We start from the raw sequence: 21527 nt of genomic DNA on the forward strand, positions 1-21527 counted from the left end.
CCGCAGCGAATAGCGTTGCTCCCCTGCTCGACGTGCAGGATCTTCAGGTTAATTTCGTTAACGGACGCCAGATTACCCCAGCAGTGCGCGGCATCTCTTTTCAGTTAGGCAAAGAGAAACTGGCCATCGTTGGCGAATCAGGCTCAGGTAAATCCACGGTGGGCCGCGCACTGTTGCAACTGCATCCGCGCAGCGCGCAGGTTACCGCCCAGCGCATGCAATTTGCTGATGTCGATCTGCTGCGGGCTTCTCCTGCACAAATGCGTGCCGTGCGCGGCAAGCGTATTTCGATGATCATGCAGGACCCCAAATACTCGTTGAATCCGTTGGTACGCGTGGGCGAACAAATTGCCGAAGCCTGGCGCAGTCACCATCCGGGGCAGTGTGAGGTGGCACGCCAGCGGGCGCTGGAGATGCTGGAGGTGGTGCAGATCCGCGATCCTCAGCGCGTCTATCAGTGCTACCCACATGAGATCTCCGGCGGACAAGGTCAGCGTGTGATGATCGCCATGATGCTGATTACCGACCCGGAACTGCTGATCGCCGATGAACCGACCTCGGCGCTGGATGTTTCCGTTCGCTTGCAGGTATTGACGCTGCTGGATGAACTGGTGCAACAGCGCGGACTGGGCCTGATCTTTATCAGTCACGACCTCAATCTGGTGCGGCGCTTTTGCGATCGCGTATTGGTGATGTATGCCGGTCGCGTGGTCGAATCGCTGTCTGCCGATCAACTCGACCACGCCCAGCATCCTTATACCCAGGGATTACTGGCCGCGCTGCCGGATATGGATGCGCGCCGTTCTCGGTTGCCAGTGCTACAGCGCCAGGCCAGCTGGTTACAACCTTAAGGAGTGAGCATGAACGAGATGATCCGTGTGAGTCACCTTAACCTCAGCTTTGGCGAGGACGAGCAGCGCAATCAGGTGCTATATGACGTCAATTTGTCGGTGCGTGAAGGAGAAATTTTTGGTCTGGTCGGCGAGTCTGGATCGGGGAAAACCACGGTGCTGAAATGTCTTGCCGGACTGTTTACCCATTGGGATGGAGATCTCGCCATTGCAGGACGAAAACTGGAGCATCGCATTGATCGTGCCCTCTGCCGCCAGGTGCAGATGGTGTTCCAGGATCCTTATGGCTCGTTGCATCCGCGCCATACTATTGGCGACATTCTTGAAGAGCCGCTGCATATTCACGGTATCGGACAACGTTCCCAGCGCGTGATTACCATGCTGGAAAAAGTGGGCCTCAACCGCGCCTGGCAAACTCGTTATCCGCATCAGCTTTCGGGCGGTCAGCGTCAGCGTGTGGCGATTGCACGTGCGTTAATCCTCGAACCGCGCGTGCTGTTACTGGATGAGCCGACCTCGGCGCTGGATGTTTCCGTACAGGCAGAGATCCTGAACCTGTTGAGTGATTTACAGCAGCAGGAGAATCTTACTTATTTAATGGTGACACACGATCTCGGTGTGGTGGCGCATCTGTGCCATCGGGTTGCCGTCATGCAGCACGGGAAAATGCTGGAGACGCTGGATGTCGATGCATTGGTGGGGAATCGCGCGCAAGTGGCGTATACACAGATGTTGGTGGAGTCGAGTAGGGCTTAAACGGTACGGGTTGCCATTAACGGGGATGGCGCTGAGGTGAGTTCTGATCAGGTGCGCAAGGGTGCGCACCTGATTTGAGTAGCAAGATCCGCTTAACAGCAGCGCATTAAAGCAATTCACGCACGTATCGCACGATATCCTGATTCTGTCCGTGTTCGAACAGGCACTCCTGCAAACGCGCCCCGCTCACTGCGGTTTTTACCAACTCAGGGTCCAGCGCGCGCAGTGAATCGAGGTAATTGTCTTTCATCAGCGCGGCTTTGACTTCATTGAGAATGCCCGCATTGCGCACCTGCGGCTCTTTGCGCTCTGGCGGGTAACCCAGACCTTTTTCGCCGGTAAAGGCCTTCTCAAAGATAAAGCGCAGATTCAGTTCAGCACCCCAGCCAAAACCTTTGGCGAACGGCAGCGAAAGCGCGTTGCCATTGTTGATCTGAGCAAACAGATAGGCATCAGCGGGATCGATACAATAGCCACACACCACGCCAGGATGCAGGTTGAGCGATACCAAGGCGCCCTGTCCGGTGCCACAACCGGCGACCACAAAGTCCACCGCTTTGCTGTTAAGCAGGACGCTGGCCATGATGCCGAGGTGAATATAAGTCAGATGGTGATCCTGCTCGTCGCTCATGCCGACGTTGAATACCTGATGGCCGAGCGGTTGCGCGACGGTTTGCAGCTCCTTCCATACGGTTGCGTTCTTAGCGGCCTGGCTATTTTCCATCATCAAAGCGATTATCATGATCCATCCTCAAATTAAATTGAAACACTGTTTCATTTTAATCAAGGTGCGCTAAAATGCAGCCCTGAAATGCCCTTTTCGGTGTGATTTACGTCACACATTGATGAAGTCACTGGTGAGGAGAACCCATGTTTATTTATAAAAGCGCAACCACTCAGGAAGACCTCGGTAACGGCGTGAAGAGGCGAGTCATGGCCCACGGGGGACGGATGATGGCGGTCGAAGTGACCTTTGAGAAGGATGCGGTTGGACCGTTGCATCATCATCCACATGAACAACTAACCTACGTGTTGTCGGGCCGTTTCGCTTTTACGATTGATGGGCTTACGCAGGAGGTCGGCGCTGGAGATACGTTGTATAAAGCGCCCAATGTGGTGCACGGCTGCGTTTGTTTGGAAGCGGGTACCCTGCTGGATACCTTTACACCGCATCGCGAGGATTTCCTCGGAGCGCGGTAGATAGCGGATACACATGCAGTTGCATCTCTGGATAGTGCATGCGTTCCTGCTGGATTGCCGCTTGTCTGTTAAACGATCAGCGTTAACGCAGTCTGGGGCCGCTTTGGGGCTGGCGGTCCTCGCGCCGCTAACACGGTGCCTTCATGTCATTCGTTTGCCTTAGCACGAAAAAAGCTGCCACTCCGAGAAGTGACAGCCTGGCTAAGCAGTAATCTTATCTGTCAGTCAATACGCTGTTTAGCGCGATCTGACATTCACTTACGCGCTAGCTAAATTTTTCCGCCCACCAGAGCCGCAATTTCAATCCCCAACTGCTGCTCCAGCCGGTGGTGGTGCTCACCACTTTGCCCTGCTGCAATACGATAAAGGTCGGTGTCACGCTGATATCCCAGCGTTGACTCACTGCACCGTTTTCATCGTTCACCGCTGGGCCTTGCAGCCCTTTCTTCTCCAACCAGGTCGCAACACGCGAGTCATCACCCGACCGCAATGCCACGCTCACCACCTGCGTACCGCTCTGGCTGAGCGCGGCTACCGTTGGCGTGGTGAGTTTGCACACCCCGCACCAGGTGGCCCACACATACACCAGCACCGGCTTGTCCTGGCTTAATGTGGCCAGATTGACTTCGCCTTGCAGCGTCGTTAGCGGCTGTTGTGCCAGATCGGCTGGCAGCTGCGGGGCGCGCAGCCAATCCATCCCCCAAATGACAGCAGCGGCGATCAGCACCAGCCAGAGCGCTTCACGCAGCCAGCGCTTAATGCGCATCATGGCTTCGCCTGCAACGCGCCCTTCACTGCCGCTTCGAGTTGCGCATACGGCACCGCGCCGCTGATCAGCTCATTGCCCACCAGCGTGGCGGGTGTGCCCTGAACACCTAACTGCTGCGCCAGCGTCAGGTTCTCGTTGATGGTATCGAGGCTGGCTTTGCTGGGTTCTTTCAGCTTAATGCCGGTTTTATCCAGCGCCGCGGCAATGCTCGCTTCGTCGTGGTTGCCCTTTTTCGCCATCAACCGCTCGTGGAGTTTCAGGAAGTTTTTAGGTTGCTGTTCCCAAACCGTTAACGCCAGACGCGCGGATGTCAAAGAGGTTTCGGCACGATACGGCAGCGGTTTTAATACCACCGCCACCTGTGGATAGGTTTTCAGCAGCTTCTCAATATCCGCATCGAATTTCTTACAGAACACGCAGTTGTAGTCAGTGAAGTACACCAGCGTCAGCGCGGGTTTTTCAGCGCCGATGCGTGGTGAACCCGCATCGTTGAACAAGGCATCGTGGTTTTTCTTCACCATCTGCGCGACAACGCTCTGCTGCTGTTTCGCCGCTTCTTTATCAAAGGCATCCGCTGCTTCGGCCAGAATCGCCGGATTCTGCACCAGCGTTTCTCGAATCAGCTGTTTGATGCGTGCCTCTTGTTCAGGTGTAAAAGGTGCCGCCGCCAGTACAGGCATAGCCAGGAACATCAGTGACAGTAACAGGGATTTCTTGATCATTTTTTGGCCTCAGAGAGAGTAGAAATCACCGCTTCACGACTCAGCAACGGTGACAAAATGTGGCCATGCGGCAGTGCCGGGCCATAAATTTGGTTAAAAGGGATGGCGACACGGTCGCGTTTACACAGGAATTCACCGATCGCCGGATCGGGCTGGGTCCAGTCACCGCGCAGCAGCACCACATCGTCGGCTTTCAGCGCGGCGTGCACGTCAGGTTGATTCAGCACGCGGGATTTATTCACCTTGCAGGTAATGCACCAGTCGGCGGTGACATCGACAAACACGCGTTTATCTTGCTCCAGCGCCTGATTGATTGCCGCTTCGGTCAGCGGCTGCCAGTAGAGCGTTTCCTCCTCTGGCTCAATGCGCGTCATCAGGAATACCGCCCCCACCAACGTCAGGGTGATAAATACCACACCGGCTTGTTGCAGCGCCCGACGCTGAATTAACCAGCCACACAGCACCAGCAGCAATACGCCACCCAGTACCGTGGCAACGGTGCTACCCCAATGCGGGATCAACAGCGTGACCAGCCAGAAGGTGGCGAGCAGCATTAACAGACCAAGCAGAGTACGCAGATGAATCATCCAGCGCCCCGGACGCGGCAGACAGCGCGCCAAACCTGGCAATGCCGCCACCAACAGCCATGGCAAGCTCATACCGATACCGAGTGCCGCAAACAGCAACCACAGCTGCGGCAAGGGTGCGGTTAGCGCATAGGCTACTGCGGTGCCCAGAAACGGCGCGCTGCACGGCGTCGCCAGTAAGGTGGCAAATGCCCCCTGACCAAAATGGCCCAGCAGTCCATTACCACCCTGCGTTGCCAGTCGGGTGTTAAGACCGGAAGGTAAACGAAAATGCAGCAAATCGAACAGACTGGCGGTGAACAGGAACATCACCAGTACCATCAATAGCAGGAAACCACTGCTCTGGAACTGGATGCCCCAGCCAAGTGCCTGGCCGCTAAGCCGCAGGCCAGTCATTAACGCCGCGAGCAGCAGGAACGAGAACAGGATTCCGGCGCTGGAGGCGAGGAACTGCTGGCGAGTCTGACGGCGTGATTGCCCCTGTTGCTGCACGAGACTACTGAGTTTGATCGCCAGTACCGGCAGCACACAAGGCATGAGATTGAGGATTAAGCCGCCCAGCAGCGCCAGCAATATCACCGACCATAGGGTTTGTGGGCTTCCGCCTGTGAAAAGTGGCTGCGCGCCGATGACCACCGAACTCTGCTGGGCAATTCCCGCGTCAACGACCACCAGCGACAAGGTTTTACCGCGCAAATCGGGTGCTGCTTCGCCCCACTCATCGGTGACCGCGACCCGAGCGCGGAGTATGTCGCCCTTCACCGTGATCTGCGGTGCAGCCAGCATGATGCCTTGTGGATAGTCGAAGAACAGCTCAGGTTTAGTCCATCCACCCTGACGCTGAGCGCGGATTTGCAGTTCGCCATTGACGTTGCTGACGTCCAGTTGATCGGTCAAACCGCTTTCAGCGGGGATCTGCCCCATCGCCTGGGCGTAATCGCGGGCAAAGTCGGGGTCAGCCTGCTGGTCGAGATCCAGCGTGAAAGGGAAATCGGTCAGAATGCAGACATCGCTACAGGTCGACAGCGTGAGCGTGCCGGCGAGGTGTTTATCTGACACCTTAGCCAACTCGATCGGCAGCGTGATATCGCCTTTATAGCCTTGGGTGGTAAGTCCGCTCACGTCAAAACGAGCAGGTGCTGGCCAATACCACGTGGCATTGACATCGGGCGTTTGCCAGCGAATTTCAGGGGCCACGCCGCCTTCGCCCGGCGACCGCCAGTAGGTTTTCCAACCCTTTTCCAGGCGGATATCCAGCAATATTTGCGCATCGGCGCCATTGTTTGCGTTGCGTAAGCGCACTTCTGCATGGCTGTTTTGTGCATTACGCAGCCAGCCTGTGTCGGCAGCGTGCACAATACTCGTGCAACTGACCAACAGGAGCAATAGGCTCCTGATAAAGAGATTCATTCATTTTTCTCCGGTGAATAACAAGGTTTACGCGATGGACAGCGTGGTGTTATTCCCGGAAGACACAGAAGGTAAGATGCCGCCGCTGTATCGGCGGAAAGAGGGGTTCGCGACGATAGCCGCTAACAGCATTGGACGGACATAGCGTGGTAAGCAGAGCCACGACCATCAATAAAACCGGCATGACGCTGTCGATAATCGGGGCAGCCGCGTGCAGTGATTTTCCGCTGATGGAGCAGAGTTTTTCGCCACCGAACGTTTCATGATCGCTGAACGACGAGGCGCTGATCTGCGCCTGAGGGGCACTCGGCAGATTAAAGCTACGCTGGGCGAGACAGAACGCCAGCACCAGACAAAGCAGTGCCAGAATCCATTTTGCGCGTTGTGCTGATTTGGTCATGCCATCGCCCCAGAGTAAAGTGCGGGCATTTTATGCACATGCAGCAGAAACACCAAGCTTTGCTGTGTAAACTTTTGTCTTGGTGTTTTGCGTGTCGATAGCGTAGCGGCGCAATACTTTCTGGCAGCTTGATTGCTGTCAGAAGGCGCGATAGATCTCGCCGCTACGGTTTTGTGCTTACCATTAAGGGTTAAACAATGTCATCCACCACACCGCCATCGACGCGCAATGCCGCGCCGGAGGTGGCCGAAGCTTGTTGCGAGCACACATACACCACCATATTCGCCACTTCCTCTACTGTGGCGGCGCGCTGGATCACCGAACTCGGACGCTGTGCCATCACGAACTCTTTTGCCAGCACCTCTAACGATTTTCCGGTACGTTTTACCTCGTCTTCCATCATCGCGGCAAAACCATCGGAGATCGTAGGGCCAGGCAGCACACTGTTTACCGTCACGCCGCTCCCTGCCGCGACTTTCGCCAGCCCACGCGCCAGGGAGAGTTGCGCGGTTTTGGTCACACCGTAATGCACCATATCCGCGGGGATATTGCGCGCCGATTCAGAAGAGATAAACACCACACGCCCCCAACCGCGTTTCACCATCTCCGGCAACAAAGCGCGAGACAGACGTACGCCCGACATCACATTGGTCTGCCAGTACGCTTCCCAGGTTTCATCATCGATGGCGTAAAAGTCCTGCGGACCATAAATCCCCGCATTGTTGACCAGAATATCGATGGGCGGTAACCCGTTAAGCAACTGCTTCACGCCCTGCGCGCTACCCAGATCGGCGATAAAAGTATGAATTTTGGCCCCCGCCACCAATCCATTCAGCTTCTCACGCGCGCGGCTTACCGAGGCTTCACTGCGACCGTTAAGCACCACTTCGGCCCCACTCTCAGCCAATCCCTGAGCGATGGCGAAGCCAATGCCGCCCGTTGAGGCAGTGACTAATGCGGTTTTACCGTGCAAATCAATTTTCATACAGGTCTCCTTGATGGATGCGCAATATCATGCAGAACATCCATCAAGCCTGGTTGAGCGTATGAAATAGGCCTTATCAAATCATGCGGTTATTATCACGATCCGGGATGACCATAAGCGCTTGCGGCCCGTTTTCTTCCCCGCCAAATCGTCCACAGCGCCACCGTCAGCAGTAATAAAAGTACCGGGGCAAAACCACATCGAGTTAACGGTTGTATTTGCTTGCACTTCCCTGCACACGATCCTTTTAACACGTTCCATACTGAGAACTTGATGCCTGAAGGAGTTATCGTGATGACGACTATTGCTATCGCCGCACCGGGCGCTATGGGCGCGGCCATCGGGGCTGTGCTTGCCCAGCACGGGGCGCAGGTGATTACCCCGCTAAGCCAACGCTCCGCCCAATCTCAACAGCGTGCACAACAAGCCAATATTGCCAACTGCAGCGCAGAGGCGATTTGCGAGGCCGATATTATCCTTTCAATCCTGCCGCCCGAATCGGCACTCAGCTGGGCGCAGCAGATGGCCCCGCTTCTGCAAGCTGCCGCACATAAGCCGCTGTATGTAGATTGCAACGCCATCAGTCCGGAGACGCTAAAGCAGGTGGCTCAGGTGATCGAAAGCACCGGCACACCCTTTGCCGATGCAGCGATTATTGGCTTGCCGCCGGGCGAGCAAAATCCCACCGGACCACGCTTATGGTTTGCAGGACCCCATGCCGGAAAACTGGCGCAGTTAAGTGATTATGGATTGCGGATACGGGTGATGAACGCTGAAAACGGCGCCGCCTCAGCATTGAAGATGGCGTACGCCGGTATCAACAAAGGCATTACCCTGCTGACCTCGGCGATGCTGATTAATGCCAGCCGCGTGGGTGCCGCCGAAGCGTTACGTGAAGAGATGCAGGAGAGCCAGCAGGCCCTGCTGAAACGAATGGAAAAAGCCGCCCCGGACATGCTGCCAAAAGCCTGGCGCTGGGCGGCGGAGATGGATGAGATTGCCACGCTCAATCAGGGCGAACTGGCCACCGACCAGCTTTATCGCGCATTAGGGGAAATCTGCCGCCAGCTGGCTGACGATCGTCAACACGATCAACAGTTCAGCGCCTTACTGGCGGACTTCTTTCAACCTGATGCAGACAAAGCGGGCTGAGCACTCACCGGCAGCCGCAGCTGACGCTGCAACCAGGCACACGCGGCCGCTTCATCCGGGTCGGCCGCATCAAGTTGCAGCACCGGTCCGAGCGCCATCGGCTGCGCCGTTTCCGCCAGCTTTCGCAGTTCCGGCAGGTACTCGGCACCTGGATGGCCTGGCATGCGATCAGTCAATCGTGACTGATAGCGCGCGACCGCTTCGTCCGGTGTGATGGAAAGCCACAGCTCCAGTACCCGGGTAATGCCCGCCTGCTGCAATCCTTGCTGCAGCACTTCTTTGGGCTGGAAACCAAACCAGGCGTCAATCAGGTAAACGCAGCAGTTGGGAGCCTGTCCGACCACCTTCCAGATCGCCTGATAGGCCGCGCACCCCAACTGCCGGTTACGCAGTCGGTCCACCGGCGCGAAACTGGCCATAAACGGTTCTTTCAGGCTGTCCAGCGTCAGCACTGGAAAACCAAACTGCTCCGCCATGGCGCGTGTCAGGGTGCTTTTCCCCGACGCGGGGATGCCGTTGACCAGCACCACCACCTTTTCTGCAGTGTGAGAAGTCATAGGATTTCTATCACCTCCGCCACACTACTGGCCTGGCGTAACCGCATCAGCGTCTCTTCATCTTCCAATAATGAGACGATGGCGCGAATGCCCTCTTCGATGTGCGCATTGCTGTCGCGCGCGCCGAACATGATCACGATATCGGCTTTGTCACTCCCTTCAAAAGAGATCGGCTCATCCAGCACAATCATGCTGAAGCAATCTTTCAGCACGCCCGTTTCCGGACGCGCATGCGGAATGGCTATCCCTTCCTCAAACACATAATAAGCGCCGTGCGTCAGGGTATTGGCTATCACCGCCTCCGGATAGGAATTCTTCACATATCCACCGCTAACCAACGGTTGTGCGGCCAGCGCGATCACTTCGCGCCAGTCCGTGGCGCTGATCCCCACCTGAATCGCATTCGCTTCTTGCAGCAGTCGCTTAATACTCATACTGCCTCCTTAAATTGATTTGCGGATGGTATTACGCAGTTCATCAATTTTAACGAACAGCGGATCAATTTCCTGACGAAAACGGCGGCTTTTCGCAAAGATATTTAATGCACGATTATATTCCAGCATTAATTGTTTCTGCGTATCAACTGCCTGCGGATTAACAGCGAGCTGTTGTTCCAACTCGCTAATTTTTCCACTGATGGTTTCTGCCTGAAGATCTATTTCTTGTGAATCCTGGCTCTTATTTTCTGAGCCCTTTTTCAAGAATCCAAACATAGCGTCTCCTGCCCCGAATGGCGCCGGGGCACCTCAGGTTTATTACGTCATGAGTGAGTCGTACTTAACGGAACAGTGAAATCTTTTCTACCAGCACATTGGTCACGGCATCATTAGCGGGCACCAGGAAGTTGCGTACGCTGTCATTCACTTTACCTTTTTCAAACGTCTGCTTGCAGTTTGCCACCCACTGCACATTCATTTCCGTGCCGACGTTCACTTTTTCGATACCGCTGCGCACGGCCAGGCGCATGTCTTCATCACTCACGCCCGTACCGCCGTGCAACACCAACGGGGTTTTAGTCGCTTCAGTAATATCGGCCAGACGCTGATGCTGAATATGCGCTTTACCGGTATACAGTCCATGTACAGTACCGATGGAGATGGCCAGCATATCAACGCCTGTTTCATCCACGAAACGCTTAGCATCATCTACGGTGGTAAAGGACGCATCGTTCATTTCGACTTCTTTACCGTCTTCTGAACCCCCGATAGCACCCAGTTCGGCTTCAACCGATACCTGCAATGGGCGCGCCATATCAATCACGCGACGCGTATTGGCAATATTCTCTTCAATCGGCAAATGCGAGCCGTCGTACATAATAGAGCTGAATCCGGCGTCCAGTGCCGTTTGAATCGCATCGAGATCTGAACAATGATCCAAATGCAGGCACGTCGGTACATTACGGCTTTCAGATAATGAGCGAATCGCATCGACTAATAATTTGTGTCCGAGATATTTCGCCGTGCCGGTTGAGATCTGAATCATTAATGGACTATTGGTTTTCTCTGCTGCTTTAAAAAAGGCCGGCAACATTTCCAGGCAGTGCAAATTAAAGGAACCAAGCGCTTTAAATTCACGTTGTTTAGCCACCTGTAACAGATCGGTAAAGTTATAAAGTTTCATGAAGCTTTTCCTCGTGGGATTTAGGGGATTTTCCGTTAACAAACCAGGCGATCAGAGTGATAAAGACAATAAAGAGTGCGACGAACAACCAGTTGCCCTGAAACGCATGACCCAATACCAGTCCGGTACTGATCACGTCAGAGTCACTGAAAGTCACACCGGTGAAGCCGTAGCTTTCGAGCATCGGAACCAGAATGGCCGGCAAAAAGGTGATAAACAGACCGTGTACAAAGCCGCCAATCATCGCTCCGCGGCGTCCACCCAGCGCGTTACCAAACACGCCAGCGGTGCCACCGGCAAAGAAGTTAGTGAGCAGCCCAGGCAGAATCATCGCCAGACCGAACATGGGGAACACCAGCATACCGACCACGGAACCCAGCGTTGTCGCCAGGAAGCCGACGATCACGGCATTTGGTGCGTAAGGGAACATCACCGGGCAATCGAGTGCCGGTTTGGCATCCGGCACCAGGCGCATAGCGATACCACGGAAGGCTGGCACCAGTTCGTTCAGCAGTAAACGCACACCGCTGTACAACACGAATACACCCGCAACAAACTGAATCGACTGCATAAAGGCATACATCAGGTAGTTCATGCCGTTGCTGTACTGGCCGATAAATTCTGGGCCTGCTGCCACTGCCGGGATCAGGTACATCGGTACCATCACCACTGCCATCGACAGATAGGTGTCCTGCAGGAACTTGAAGTTGTCTGGCAGCTTGAGATCTTCCGTTGAGCGCGAGCCTTTACCGACCACCTTCGCCACTGCCGCTGTCAACAAGTAGCCACTGGTGCAGAAGTGTCCGAGTGCCACATCATCGGAATCCGTGATTCGGCGCACCACCGGCTGAGCCAGCGCTGGCATCACGACCGCCATAATGCCGCCGAAGATGCCGCCCGTCAGGATCAGCGGTAAACCTGTCAGCCCGGCTTTGTAGCCAATCACCGCGCCGATGGTTGCCATCCACAGCAGCGCCTGGCCGGTGAGGAAGATGTATTTGAACGGCGTCAGACGCGCGATGATGATGTTGACGATAAAGATCACCAACAATGTCAGCGCCACTTCTGATCCCAACTCGCGGCTGGCTAATCCGGCAATGGCGGCCACATCGGTGATATAGCCCTTCATGCCAAAACCGTGGGTGAAGATGGTATTCAGGAAGGTCAGCGTACCGACAATAATGTTGATACCCGCCATCATAATTAAGAAGCCCAGCAGCGTTTTAAAGGTGCCTTCCACCACCTTACCTGCGGATTTTTTCTGCAGTAGCAGACCAATCAGGGCAATAAAGGCGATCAAAATCGATGCCTGCCCTAATAAGTCTTTTACCAGGAAGTTGATCACACTATTCATGGTTAGCAACCTTCAGATTACGTTCTTTCATAAACGCCACGATTTTTTCTTCAATTTCTGCCTTGTCGGTCAGCTTATTGAGAATAATCACCCGTTTGATTTGCTCGGGGCTGGCATCGGCATTCAGGACATCCGCAAAGGCTTTTTGGGTTAGAATCATGTCGGATTTAAAAGCATTGGCTTCTGAAATCGTGGTGTGATCAATATCCGCTTCAATTTCGAGTTTCTTTAATACGGATTTGGCACTCATTTCGATAGCGAAACTGGAGCCCAGACCACATCCACAGACACATAATATTTTCAGCATGGCGTTTTCCTCACAGAATATGCAGTTGTTTAGCGAGTTTGTAATGATGCCCTTCGGTATCAACCAGGCGTTTTTTCATGCTTATAAGATCAATCGGTATCGGTCGATTACTGCCATTAATAATCACCGCTTTGTTGCGCATCCCCGACTGAATACAGCGCGCAACTTCACTGGCCATAATGGTGCCTTGATAAATCTCTTCACAGGTCGGGTCACCACTACGCAAGCCGTAACCGATAATAGTTTTACGAATTCGTACCCCTATTAGCGGCTCAATCTGTTTAATTAAGGTATCAATCGCGCCCTGAAAGCCCGGCGAGTATTCGCGGGTGTAGCCTTCAGAGCAGAGGATTACCACACTGTTTTGTGCAGCAAGCCGTTGCGTGATGCGCTCTGCCAACTCTTGTGTTGGGATTTGGCACTCCGGAATCAGCGCAAAATCAGCATTGGATTTAATCGCTGACTGCAGCGTCAATTCACCACAATAACCGCCGAGCAACTCCACCATGAATACGCGACCGGTTAATGCACGGCCGGTATTTCTTAACTTCGAGACTTCTTTCAAGACTTGCTCACAAGCGGTAGAGAAACCAATGGTGTAGTCACTGCCAAAAACATCATTATCAATGGTCATGCCTACACCAAAGCAATTCACGCCGAATTCACTTAATGTATGTAAAAACTGTAATGAGCCATCCCCCCCGGCCATAATTAATACATCAATGCGCAGCGATTTGAGTTGTTTGGCGATCATCTCATACTCAGGGCGAATTAATTTTCGCGTGGTTCTTCCTGATTGCATCACGGGAATGGAAGTGATGGCATAGTCCACCAGATCGCGCTGTGACATTTCCTGATGGCAATTTTCTAATAAACCGGGAATGCCTCCATTAAATAACACCATATCCGCCTGCGTCATACGTGATATCTGAAACACAAAGTTATTTATTCCGGTAACATCGCCACCGCTTATCACTATGCCAATTCTCATTGTCATCACTCCGTATGCTGCGCGTCTGACATTCATTCTTCCGGTGAACGACTTTTCTATTTGCAACAGAGATCACATTTTTGCCATGTATTTCATTCCCTCTGACGTTGACAAGGATTAATAGCCACTGTTTTTTGTGATATTTATCACATTGCAATTCTTCCCCATTATTTAACAAAACCAATAAAATCATCCGGTTATATTTATTTCATGGTGTGAAACGCATTTAGCCTGCCATCACGTTTTCGCCTGAGTTTCTTTCGATCTGAATTGTGATTGCCCGCGCATTTTTATCGGTACGCCGACTTTTCCCCACGAAAGATAAAGGGATAATGATTCAGTGCGTTATTTGTTGATCAGTGCCGATGAATGATTGACGTCACGTTTATCTGGCTGTCCAATATCGCAGCAAATAAATGACGAAGAAGAGAAAACATGACCAACTCGCAGGAGATGTTGCGTCAGCTCGCTGGCATAGTGGGCGACAAACAGGTATTGACCCATGCTGATGATAAAGCCTGGTACACCAAAGGATTTCGTGTCGGTCGCGGTGAGGCACTGGCAGTGATATTGCCGCAAAACTTGCTACAAATTTGGCAAAGTCTACAGGTCTGCGTGGCACAGGACGCTATTATCCTGATGCAAGCCTCGAATACCGGTGTGACCGGTGGCTCAACGCCGGATGGCAATGATTATGACCGCGAAGTGGTGATCATCAGTACCCGCCAGCTCAAGGGCGTGCAGGTGATCGATCAGGCGCGTCAGGTCATCGCCTTCCCCGGCACCACCCTGACCGAACTAGAGCACACGCTGCAACCGCTGGGACGCGAACCGCACTCGGTGATTGGTTCCAGCTGCATTGGCGCTTCTGTCGTGGGCGGTATCTGCAACAACTCGGGTGGTTCGCTGATTCGCCGGGGCCCCGCCTTTACTGAAAAATCACTGTTTGCCCGTATTCATGATGATGGGCGCTTAGAAATGGTCAATCATCTGGGTATCGATTTGGGTGAAACGCCGGAAGCAATGCTGAAGAGTCTGACTGAGCAACAGTATCAGACCGGCGACCAGGCAGACTGGGACGGCAAAATCTGGGCCGATGATTACGCCGATCGCTTGCGTGATGTCAACGCTGACTCCCCTGCGCGTTTTAATGGTGATCTGCGCTATTTGCACGACAGTTCTGGCAGCGCGGGTAAAGTGGTGGTGTTTGCGGTGCGCTTGCCCACCTTTGAGGCCAGCGCGGGTAGCGATACCTTCTACATTGGCACAAACGATGAACGCGAATTGGTAGCACTGCGTCGTTTTCTCCTCACCGAGATGAGCGAACTGCCGCTGCAGGCAGAATACATTCATCGCAACGCCTTCGACTTAACCGTGCGGTACGCCAAGTATATGTATCTGGCGATCCGCAAACTCGGCCCGCAGGCTATTCCTAAAATGATGGGCAATAAAGCGAAGTGGGACGTGCGTGTCAGCCATCTGCCTTTCCTGCCGCGTAATTTTGTTGATCGGGCGCTGCAATGCTTTAACCAGCTCACGCCGAGCTTTATTGCCCCGCGCGTCATGGCTTATCGTGATGAATATCAACATCATCTGATGATTAAAGTCGATGCCCAGCAGACCCCTGAATTGCAGACGTTATTGCAGCAGTTCTTTGCCGGGCACAGCGGCGGCTTTTTCCATTGTGATGCCCGGGAAGGCGCAGATGCCTTCCTGGTGCGCTTTGGCGTGGGCGGGTGCACCATCTCTTATTGTGATGCGCTGGGTTATAACCCGAATGAAAGGCTGGTGGCCTTCGACGTGGCGCTACGCCGCAATGATGAGGACTGGCGTTTAACCTTGCCGGATCACTTAGCAGCGCAGGTGCAGGTTGATTCCTGCTGCGGACACTTTTTCTGTTATGTGAATCATCAGGATTATGTGTTGAAGGAAGGGGTCGATGCGAAGGCGTTTAAGGAGGCGGTGAAAGTCTATCTGGCTGAGCGTGGTGCAAAGTATCCGGCTGAGCATAATGTGGGGCATCTCTATCAGGCATCGTGCGAGCATGTGGATCATTGGAAGCAGTTGGATCCGACTAATAGCTGCAACCCTGGCGTGGGTAAAACCAGTAAGAAGAAGTATTGGGGTTAAGGTTACAGGGTAAAAAGACTTTAGCTGTAGCGGCTTGAGTTATCACGCATCCTGATGCTGTTTGGTGGACAGGATGCGTGATTTTGCGACGTTAATATGCAGTGTGAATTACTTCGCGTACGCTTCGGTAGACAAGGTCAGCGTCACATCATCGTTTACCGCTGGCACATATTTATCCAGTTTGAAGTCCGAACGTTTGATCACGCCTGTAGCATCAAAACCAATCGCCTGCTTCTTCACCATCGGGTGCATGCCCTGTTGATTCAACGTCGCGTGCAGCGTGACCGGCTTAGTGATGCCTTTCAACGTCAGATTACCTTCCACATCAAACTTATTGTCACCCTTCGCCACCACTTTGGTGCTGTGGAACACAGCTGAAGGATATTTAGCCGTATTGAAATATTCCGTACCGAGGAACTCTTTGGTCAGCGCGGGCACATGCGTATCAATCTGTGAAACCGGCAGCGTAACGTCGACGCGCGACTGCTCTGGATGATCCTTATCAAACACCAGCGTACCTTTGCTGTTGGGGATGTCAGCCGTTGGATGGGAAAAACCGAAGTGCGTCCAGGTCACAATAACCGAGGTATGCGCGGGGTCGAGGTCATAATGCATCGCCGCAGCCTGAGAGACAGGTGCATACAAAGCAGCGGCTGCCAACATTGGCAGGATTAAACGGGTAACGTTTTTCACTCAGCGTTCCTTTTAAATCGGGAGAATCTATTGAGTGTCTCGGAATCCCGGGCTGAGGAATAGTGAAGAGATTTGCCCGTGACCTTCAAATATATTCAAAAATATCAGTAGGTAATGGTTTAGTGTGGTGAAAGTTTTTTTGACTGATAGTATTCATAGCTTGTTAACTATGACATCTGTCATAGCAGAAAAAACTGTGGGATTGCGCACACAACACCGCATTATTTGATTGGCGATTCATTCAAGTAGTGTTCAATTAAAAATAGCGGCTTGCCCCGTATTTTGCTATGTTCTCGTTTATATACCTACAATCTGTAATGGAATTATTGATAAGGAAATCAACTTGCACAACGACTACATCATTTCTCAAATCGAGTCAGACAGGTCTCTAGCTCTGCGCTTAGAGAACGCCGTCAAAGGTGTGAGTGAAAATCTTGCAAAACAAATGAGCCAGATTGGCTCTGGTGTGACCCGGCTCAGCTGGTATACGTCATGTTTAACTGATAACTATCTCGACGTGTGTTCTAAATTGAAGGACGAAGATGTTAGATTTTTACTCGGCCTACGGGAAATTTACAAAAGGCAGAGCATTGCAGTTGATATAATACAAATATATGTGGAGCATGAAATAAAAAACCTTAACTCTCATGGTAGAGATAAAATAATTAAAGAGTTAAGCGGGTATGGTAGTCGAATAGCATCCAACTTTGGCTTAAGCAATGGAATTTCCCTATCCATTGCATTAGCTGTAACTCGTGGATTAAATATTTCTGGATTTCATGTCGGAAAATGGACGGCTATACCTGTAATGGCGACAGGGCTTTATGGTGTTGTTCAGGATGCTGCAGAATCAGCTGGAAGATTGAAAATGTTAAATCCATTATTTCATCATGTTCTTTACACTAAAAAATTAGAAATGATGTACTTTATAGTGGAACCGGTTCTTGGCCATGTCATCAAGGATTCATTTTTCGACGAAAATACAGTAATTAAAAATTTAAAACATTTGCTCACCATGTCAGGAAATATGTAATCTTATGAGAAATTTAAAAAGCTTACTAAAAGATTTCCTTTGGATGCAAGTATTTACTGTGATACCCATTATATTTCTGGTGATCATTACATCATTTACCTATGACAGATGGCCTGAGAAAACCTGGGCTACGTTAGCAATAAGTACATTTATACTGTATGGAATATTGATTTTCCTCGCTAAGAAATTTTGGAAGTAACTTCGGACTATAAGGCGTTACGTGGCTGCATTGGGCGGAGAGATAAGTATTGATGTGACTTTGCCTAACGGTAAGCACATCGCTTTTCAACTTTGATTAACGAGTATTCGCCAGCGGCGGCGTTCGCGCATTAAGCGGGTATGAAGCTGCTGGATAAGGGGCAACGTCAGGGATGCAACCGCATCGCGCGTGAGGGTCGGCAATCCCTGCTGTTGTCGTAACCCCTGCAGTGCGACTTCCGCGTTATCGCTGGCATCGCACTGTTCGCGCAGTGTGGCTTGCCAGGCCGCTAAGGTTTGCGGCGTGATGGCATCTAGCTCTGCCACGATTTCGCGTAAAAAGCGTTTGCAGTGTCCAAGCAGCGTTTGCCATGGAATCTGTGGCGACTGCAGTGCCAGCATTAGCCCATCGACATCCGCCACGCGCTGGTAGCGTGCCGACACCACATAGCCAATTTGCTGATCGACCCGTAATCGCTGGAAAAAGCGCGGTTCCAGCAACAACGACAGCGCGCGCAGTGCGGCTAATTGCCTGTCATCAGCTAGCGGCAGCGGAATAAACAGCAGCAGCGCCTGATCGCCTCCGGTACAAGGGACCGGCTTAATGCCCCGCTGCAAGCGCGGCGGCTGTGCACCACTTACTAAATCAGGCGTGAAGTCGCTGAGCAGATGCGATACTCGCTGATGCAATGACGTGTGCTTACCGCACCATGCTGCCAGCCATCGAGTGTCACTGGCCGGGGCAATCAATTGAGCGGGCAAGGCGGCAAGAAGCTGCCGAATCACAATCGTTTGGGCATGCGGCAGCGGTTTTGGCTGGGGCGTCAGGTTCAGTGCCTCAAGTGCATGAAGCACAGCCAGCAAAGCGTGTGACTCACAGGCAGGAAGATTCAGCACCAACTGCCAGACCCCCTGCTTCTGCTGCCAACTGCCACTTCCTCCAGCATGCCGCAACGCCGCCAGCACTGGACGCAGCCGGGTTTGCCGGGCCTGCGCTTCGGCATCACTCATCGTGTGATAAAAAGCGGGTCGCAACAGCAAGGTTTCAACCTGTTGCCGGGGCGCAAAACGCGGCAGCGGCATTGCTATCGGTGATAACAGTGGCAATACGGCCGGTTGCGCAGTGGGATAGAAAAAGAATGCCGGCGTTGAGAATGTGCTCGGACTTTGCGGCAGCCCTTTTTTGCGCAGCAGCGTGAAACCTTGCGTCTGGACGCTTTCTGGCGAGTCCAGTTGCTGCTGAGTAAGCAAGCTTGAGCAAGGCGCCTGCGCCAATGCGGCGATAAAAGCACTGAAACCCTGCGGCACATAATCGGCAGGCGCAAAGCCCAGCGCCCGGCCACGCAACTGCTCCAGTGGCGATAAGCAGGCAAAATCATGCCGTGCCAGCTGCGCATAATGCTGCTGTTGCTCCGAAGAGCAGAGTTTGATGGCGTCTAAATGCTGCCAGAAGCAGTGTTCAATGTGATGAGCCTGCTCCGCACTGATTTTAGGCCCGCTAAAGCGCAGTGCTAGCCAACCGTGTTGCGCATCCTGCCACAGCCATTGTCCCTGCAGCGTATCGCATAATTCAGCCTCTCTGAGCGCGCTCAGCAGGCTGCCCGGTGCCTCATCTTGCCAGAACACGCTGAGCAAGGTGACATTGTCACGTAAAGTCCGTTCATCGCCGGATAACATCAACGTCAGCCAGAAGCTTTCATCACCTGCCAGCAGCAACATCACGTCGCCTGGAGGCTGTGTGAGTGTGAGATTTGAAGGTAAGATTTTTGCCGAGCTGATCGAAGAAAAATGCAGCGCCAGTTCCGCCAGCTCATCTAACGATTGCGGTCCCTGCAACCACAACTCCATGGCATTCGCGTGATAAAAGCGCTGATGGAAGACGCGCAACGCAACCTGCAATGAAGTGACATTGTCACCAAAAACCTGCTGATTGCCGACGCGAAAACGTTGAAATGCCCCGCCCAACCTATCCACCAGCGCCGTTTCGCAAAGCGTGTCGGCATGCTGTTGCAGAAGTTGACATTCCGCATCAATCACCGCCACTTCCTGCCGAATAGCCTGCTGGCTTAACAGTGGTGCGGCGATCATATCGCTCAACCGCTGCACACCCTCAGACAGGTTCGTTGCGGGAAGCTGGAAAAAAAAGGCGCTGTGGCTAAGTTGCGTGGTGGCGTTGACCTGCCCGCCGAGCTGTTGCACCCACGGCATCAGGCGCTCGCTATCTTTAAAACGCTCGCTGCCGCAAAACAAAACGTGCTCCAGCAAATGCGCCAGACCCGGCCAGCGGTCGGGTTCATCCAGACTGCCCGCCTGCACGCGAATCAGGGCTGCAGCGTCGCGCGCATCGGCCTGATGATGCAGGTGGCAACGCAGGCCATTGGCTAACACCAGCTGGCGAGAGGTCATCAGGTGACTCGCTGCTTGAAGATCAGTTCAGAGTTGGAGCGATTGCGGAACTGAAGCTGGGCGATTCTGATATCGCTGCAGGTGGCTTCGCGGCGCGCTTCCAGGATCTTACCGTGATGGGGTGACTTACTGCATACCGGATCGGTGTTATCCGCATTGCCGGTCAGCATGTAGGCCTGGCAACGGCAACCACCGAAGTCTTTCTCTTTCTCATCACAGGAGCGGCACGGCTCCGGCATCCAGTCATAGCCGCGATAACGGTTAAAACCAAACGAGTTGTACCAGATGTCTTCCAGACTATGCTCAAGCACTGATGGGAACTCAACCGGTAACTGGCGTGCGCTGTGGCAAGGTAACGCCGTACCTTCCGGTGTCACACTGAGGAAAATTGAACCCCAACCGCCCATACAAGGCTTTGGTCGCTCTTCGTAATAATCCGGCGTGACGAACAGCAGATTCGTGAGGTTGCCGGTTTCGCTCATTCGCTCACGGTACTCCGCCACTACCGATTCGGCATGGGCAATCTGTTCCCTCGTCGGCAATAAGCCCTGGCGGTTAAGATGCGCCCAACCATAGAATTGGCAGGTTGCCAGTTCCACGTCGTCCGCTTCCAGCTCAATGCACAGGTCGATGATCTTATCGATCTGGTCGATATTATGTCGATGCAGCACGAAGTTCAGCACCATCGGATAGCCGTGCGCTTTAACCGCTTTCGCCATCTCCAGCTTCTGCTGGAAAGCTTTTTTCGAACCGGCCAGCGCGGCATTGAGGGTTTCATCACTCGCCTGGAAGCTAATCTGAATATGATCCAGACCCGCATCCGCGAAAGCGTCGAGTTTTTTCGCCGTCAGACCGATACCGGAAGTAATCAGGTTGGTGTAGAAACCGAGATCGCGCGCTGCCTTGATCAACTCGGGCAGATCTTTCCGCGTCAGCGGTTCGCCGCCCGAGAAGCCCATCTGCACACTGCCCATGGCGCGCGCCTGACGGAACACCCCGATCCACTGCTCAGTCGTCAGCTCTTTCTCCTGTTGCGAGAAGTCGAGCGGATTCGAGCAGTATGGGCACTGCAGCGGGCAGCGATAAGTCAGCTCAGCCAACAGCCACAGCGGCGGCGTGGCGGTTTTATTCAGGTTCACGACACTGGATCCATTTCTGTTCTACGGCGGATTGCAGGAATTCCTTCACGTCATCATCCACGCCGCCCGCTTCCGGGAAACGACTGTTGAGAATGGCGATGATGGCGGCCACATCCTGTTTGCCGGTGACCAGTTCAAGGATCGCCGTCGCGGTTTCATTCAGCTTCGCCATGCCTTCGGGATACAGCACCACATGGCTATCCTGCGCCGCTTCCCACTGCATGCGATAGCCACGACGGAAGGCGGGAATCAGATTATCTTTCATCA

General features: G+C 53.2%; 23 protein-coding genes and 1 pseudogene. 7 read left to right on the plus strand and 17 right to left on the minus strand.

Annotated elements, in window-relative coordinates; all coding sequences use genetic code 11:
- The first annotated feature begins 23 nt into the window (after window positions 1–23).
- Together RT340_RS05165 and RT340_RS05170 are read left to right on the plus strand one after the other, a co-directional pair.
- Window positions 24–851 carry an ABC transporter ATP-binding protein gene (locus RT340_RS05165; protein WP_409566109.1) on the plus strand — a complete coding sequence of 276 codons (828 nt, stop codon included), beginning with the start codon at window positions 24–26 and terminating at the stop codon, window positions 849–851.
- Window positions 852–869: 18 nt separating this feature from the next.
- The gene (locus RT340_RS05170) at window positions 870–1607 is read left to right on the plus strand and encodes an ABC transporter ATP-binding protein (RefSeq protein ID WP_160832985.1); all 738 of its coding nucleotides are present in this window, start codon (window positions 870–872) and stop codon (window positions 1605–1607) included.
- 106 nt (window positions 1608–1713) lie between these two features.
- On the opposite strand, the gene RT340_RS05175 is transcribed toward RT340_RS05170, so the two are convergent.
- Window positions 1714–2349 (minus strand): RpiB/LacA/LacB family sugar-phosphate isomerase, encoded by a 636-nt coding sequence (locus RT340_RS05175; RefSeq protein ID WP_313374567.1) that lies wholly within the window; start codon window positions 2347–2349, stop codon window positions 1714–1716.
- A 128-nt stretch (window positions 2350–2477) separates the two neighbouring features.
- On the opposite strand from RT340_RS05175, the gene RT340_RS05180 reads away from it, so the two are divergent.
- The gene (locus RT340_RS05180; protein ID WP_313374569.1) at window positions 2478–2807 is read left to right on the plus strand and encodes a cupin domain-containing protein; all 330 of its coding nucleotides are present in this window, start codon (window positions 2478–2480) and stop codon (window positions 2805–2807) included.
- A 265-nt stretch (window positions 2808–3072) separates the two neighbouring features.
- On the opposite strand, the gene RT340_RS05185 is transcribed toward RT340_RS05180, so the two are convergent.
- The 5 genes from RT340_RS05185 to RT340_RS05205 all read right to left on the minus strand — a co-directional run bounded on the left by RT340_RS05185 (window position 3073) and on the right by RT340_RS05205 (window position 7680).
- Complete coding sequence (locus tag RT340_RS05185; RefSeq protein ID WP_097117190.1) at window positions 3073–3576, minus strand: protein disulfide oxidoreductase; 504 nt, start codon at window positions 3574–3576, stop codon at window positions 3073–3075.
- Window positions 3573–4298, minus strand: coding sequence for a DsbA family protein (locus RT340_RS05190; RefSeq protein ID WP_160832881.1), 726 nt, complete (start codon window positions 4296–4298; stop codon window positions 3573–3575). The genes RT340_RS05185 and RT340_RS05190 overlap by 4 nt, the downstream gene beginning before the upstream one ends.
- On the minus strand, window positions 4295–6295 hold the full coding sequence (locus tag RT340_RS05195; protein ID WP_313374572.1) for a protein-disulfide reductase DsbD family protein: 2001 nt from the start codon (window positions 6293–6295) through the stop codon (window positions 4295–4297). The genes RT340_RS05190 and RT340_RS05195 overlap by 4 nt, the downstream gene beginning before the upstream one ends.
- 49 nt (window positions 6296–6344) lie before the next feature.
- The gene (locus RT340_RS05200) at window positions 6345–6695 is read right to left on the minus strand and encodes a hypothetical protein (protein WP_313374574.1); all 351 of its coding nucleotides are present in this window, start codon (window positions 6693–6695) and stop codon (window positions 6345–6347) included.
- Window positions 6696–6885: 190 nt separating this feature from the next.
- Window positions 6886–7680 carry an SDR family oxidoreductase gene (locus RT340_RS05205; protein ID WP_313374576.1) on the minus strand — a complete coding sequence of 265 codons (795 nt, stop codon included), beginning with the start codon at window positions 7678–7680 and terminating at the stop codon, window positions 6886–6888.
- 294 nt (window positions 7681–7974) lie between these two features.
- On the opposite strand from RT340_RS05205, the gene RT340_RS05210 reads away from it, so the two are divergent.
- Window positions 7975–8832 carry an NAD(P)-dependent oxidoreductase gene (locus RT340_RS05210; protein WP_097117193.1) on the plus strand — a complete coding sequence of 286 codons (858 nt, stop codon included), beginning with the start codon at window positions 7975–7977 and terminating at the stop codon, window positions 8830–8832.
- Here RT340_RS05210 and RT340_RS05215 read toward each other — a convergent pair.
- From RT340_RS05215 to RT340_RS05245, 7 genes are all read right to left on the minus strand, one after another.
- On the minus strand, window positions 8805–9389 hold the full coding sequence (locus tag RT340_RS05215; RefSeq protein WP_097117194.1) for an AAA family ATPase: 585 nt from the start codon (window positions 9387–9389) through the stop codon (window positions 8805–8807). The genes RT340_RS05210 and RT340_RS05215 overlap by 28 nt on opposite strands.
- Window positions 9386–9823, minus strand: coding sequence for a PTS sugar transporter subunit IIA (locus tag RT340_RS05220; RefSeq protein WP_097117195.1), 438 nt, complete (start codon window positions 9821–9823; stop codon window positions 9386–9388). The genes RT340_RS05215 and RT340_RS05220 overlap by 4 nt, the downstream gene beginning before the upstream one ends.
- Before the next feature lie 9 nt (window positions 9824–9832).
- On the minus strand, window positions 9833–10102 hold the full coding sequence (locus RT340_RS05225; RefSeq protein ID WP_034827286.1) for a hypothetical protein: 270 nt from the start codon (window positions 10100–10102) through the stop codon (window positions 9833–9835).
- Window positions 10103–10166: 64 nt separating this feature from the next.
- Window positions 10167–11009, minus strand: a complete 843-nt coding sequence (locus tag RT340_RS05230) for a ketose-bisphosphate aldolase (protein ID WP_034827288.1) — start codon at window positions 11007–11009, stop codon at window positions 10167–10169.
- Window positions 10996–12363 carry a PTS sugar transporter subunit IIC gene (locus RT340_RS05235; protein ID WP_313374580.1) on the minus strand — a complete coding sequence of 456 codons (1368 nt, stop codon included), beginning with the start codon at window positions 12361–12363 and terminating at the stop codon, window positions 10996–10998. Before RT340_RS05235 ends, RT340_RS05230 begins: the two co-directional genes overlap by 14 nt.
- Window positions 12356–12670, minus strand: coding sequence for a PTS sugar transporter subunit IIB (locus tag RT340_RS05240; protein ID WP_034827292.1), 315 nt, complete (start codon window positions 12668–12670; stop codon window positions 12356–12358). Before RT340_RS05240 ends, RT340_RS05235 begins: the two co-directional genes overlap by 8 nt.
- Before the next feature lie 10 nt (window positions 12671–12680).
- A complete protein-coding gene (locus tag RT340_RS05245) occupies window positions 12681–13661 on the minus strand; it encodes a 6-phosphofructokinase (RefSeq protein WP_313374583.1) in 981 nt (326 codons plus the stop codon).
- 435 nt (window positions 13662–14096) lie between these two features.
- Here RT340_RS05245 and dld point away from each other — a divergent pair, with 435 nt between their 5' ends.
- Window positions 14097–15791, plus strand: coding sequence for a D-lactate dehydrogenase (gene dld, locus RT340_RS05250; protein WP_313374585.1), 1695 nt, complete (start codon window positions 14097–14099; stop codon window positions 15789–15791).
- 108 nt (window positions 15792–15899) lie between these two features.
- Here the strand turns inward: dld and RT340_RS05255 are convergent, their stop codons facing one another.
- Window positions 15900–16454 (minus strand): YceI family protein, encoded by a 555-nt coding sequence (locus tag RT340_RS05255; RefSeq protein ID WP_249221605.1) that lies wholly within the window; start codon window positions 16452–16454, stop codon window positions 15900–15902.
- 373 nt (window positions 16455–16827) lie between these two features.
- On the opposite strand from RT340_RS05255, the gene RT340_RS05260 reads away from it, so the two are divergent.
- Window positions 16828–17517 carry a hypothetical protein gene (locus RT340_RS05260; RefSeq protein ID WP_097117199.1) on the plus strand — a complete coding sequence of 230 codons (690 nt, stop codon included), beginning with the start codon at window positions 16828–16830 and terminating at the stop codon, window positions 17515–17517.
- A gap of 199 nt (window positions 17518–17716) precedes the next feature.
- Window positions 17717–17812, plus strand: a pseudogene (locus tag RT340_RS05265) (transcriptional regulator); the annotation flags it as partial.
- Here the strand turns inward: RT340_RS05265 and pqqF are convergent.
- Genes pqqF through pqqD form a run of 3 tightly spaced genes read right to left on the minus strand, consistent with a single transcriptional unit; the run spans window position 17803 to window position 21525 of the window.
- Window positions 17803–20121, minus strand: coding sequence for a pyrroloquinoline quinone biosynthesis protein PqqF (gene pqqF, locus RT340_RS05270; RefSeq protein WP_313374588.1), 2319 nt, complete (start codon window positions 20119–20121; stop codon window positions 17803–17805). The pseudogene RT340_RS05265 and the gene pqqF overlap by 10 nt on opposite strands.
- Window positions 20121–21260 (minus strand): pyrroloquinoline quinone biosynthesis protein PqqE, encoded by a 1140-nt coding sequence (gene pqqE / locus RT340_RS05275; RefSeq protein WP_211727873.1) that lies wholly within the window; start codon window positions 21258–21260, stop codon window positions 20121–20123. Before pqqE ends, pqqF begins: the two co-directional genes overlap by 1 nt.
- Window positions 21247–21525: a pyrroloquinoline quinone biosynthesis peptide chaperone PqqD gene (gene pqqD, locus RT340_RS05280; protein WP_058960028.1), complete on the minus strand. Its 279-nt coding sequence runs from the start codon at window positions 21523–21525 to the stop codon at window positions 21247–21249. The genes pqqE and pqqD overlap by 14 nt, the downstream gene beginning before the upstream one ends.
- Between the last annotated feature and the right edge of the window lie 2 nt (window positions 21526–21527).

It is taken from the genome of Pantoea sp. CTOTU50773, from assembly GCF_032082325.1.
Lineage (GTDB): Bacteria > Pseudomonadota > Gammaproteobacteria > Enterobacterales > Enterobacteriaceae > Pantoea > Pantoea communis.

Coding starts and splice junctions, on each gene's coding strand:
- dld (WP_313374585.1), top strand. CDS start 14,097: ATGACCAACTCGCAGGAGATGTTGCGTCAGCTCGCTGGCATAGTGGGC.
- RT340_RS05175 (WP_313374567.1), bottom strand. CDS start 2,349: ATGATAATCGCTTTGATGATGGAAAATAGCCAGGCCGCTAAGAACGCA.
- RT340_RS05185 (WP_097117190.1), bottom strand. CDS start 3,576: ATGATGCGCATTAAGCGCTGGCTGCGTGAAGCGCTCTGGCTGGTGCTG.
- pqqD (WP_058960028.1), bottom strand. CDS start 21,525: ATGAAAGATAATCTGATTCCCGCCTTCCGTCGTGGCTATCGCATGCAG.
- RT340_RS05180 (WP_313374569.1), top strand. CDS start 2,478: ATGTTTATTTATAAAAGCGCAACCACTCAGGAAGACCTCGGTAACGGC.
- RT340_RS05195 (WP_313374572.1), bottom strand. CDS start 6,295: ATGAATCTCTTTATCAGGAGCCTATTGCTCCTGTTGGTCAGTTGCACG.
- pqqF (WP_313374588.1), bottom strand. CDS start 20,121: ATGACCTCTCGCCAGCTGGTGTTAGCCAATGGCCTGCGTTGCCACCTG.
- RT340_RS05225 (WP_034827286.1), bottom strand. CDS start 10,102: ATGTTTGGATTCTTGAAAAAGGGCTCAGAAAATAAGAGCCAGGATTCA.
- RT340_RS05240 (WP_034827292.1), bottom strand. CDS start 12,670: ATGCTGAAAATATTATGTGTCTGTGGATGTGGTCTGGGCTCCAGTTTC.
- RT340_RS05190 (WP_160832881.1), bottom strand. CDS start 4,298: ATGATCAAGAAATCCCTGTTACTGTCACTGATGTTCCTGGCTATGCCT.
- RT340_RS05200 (WP_313374574.1), bottom strand. CDS start 6,695: ATGACCAAATCAGCACAACGCGCAAAATGGATTCTGGCACTGCTTTGT.
- RT340_RS05220 (WP_097117195.1), bottom strand. CDS start 9,823: ATGAGTATTAAGCGACTGCTGCAAGAAGCGAATGCGATTCAGGTGGGG.
- RT340_RS05170 (WP_160832985.1), top strand. CDS start 870: ATGATCCGTGTGAGTCACCTTAACCTCAGCTTTGGCGAGGACGAGCAG.
- RT340_RS05205 (WP_313374576.1), bottom strand. CDS start 7,680: ATGAAAATTGATTTGCACGGTAAAACCGCATTAGTCACTGCCTCAACG.
- RT340_RS05245 (WP_313374583.1), bottom strand. CDS start 13,661: ATGAGAATTGGCATAGTGATAAGCGGTGGCGATGTTACCGGAATAAAT.
- RT340_RS05230 (WP_034827288.1), bottom strand. CDS start 11,009: ATGAAACTTTATAACTTTACCGATCTGTTACAGGTGGCTAAACAACGT.
- RT340_RS05210 (WP_097117193.1), top strand. CDS start 7,975: ATGACGACTATTGCTATCGCCGCACCGGGCGCTATGGGCGCGGCCATC.
- RT340_RS05255 (WP_249221605.1), bottom strand. CDS start 16,454: ATGTTGGCAGCCGCTGCTTTGTATGCACCTGTCTCTCAGGCTGCGGCG.
- RT340_RS05215 (WP_097117194.1), bottom strand. CDS start 9,389: ATGACTTCTCACACTGCAGAAAAGGTGGTGGTGCTGGTCAACGGCATC.
- RT340_RS05235 (WP_313374580.1), bottom strand. CDS start 12,363: ATGAATAGTGTGATCAACTTCCTGGTAAAAGACTTATTAGGGCAGGCA.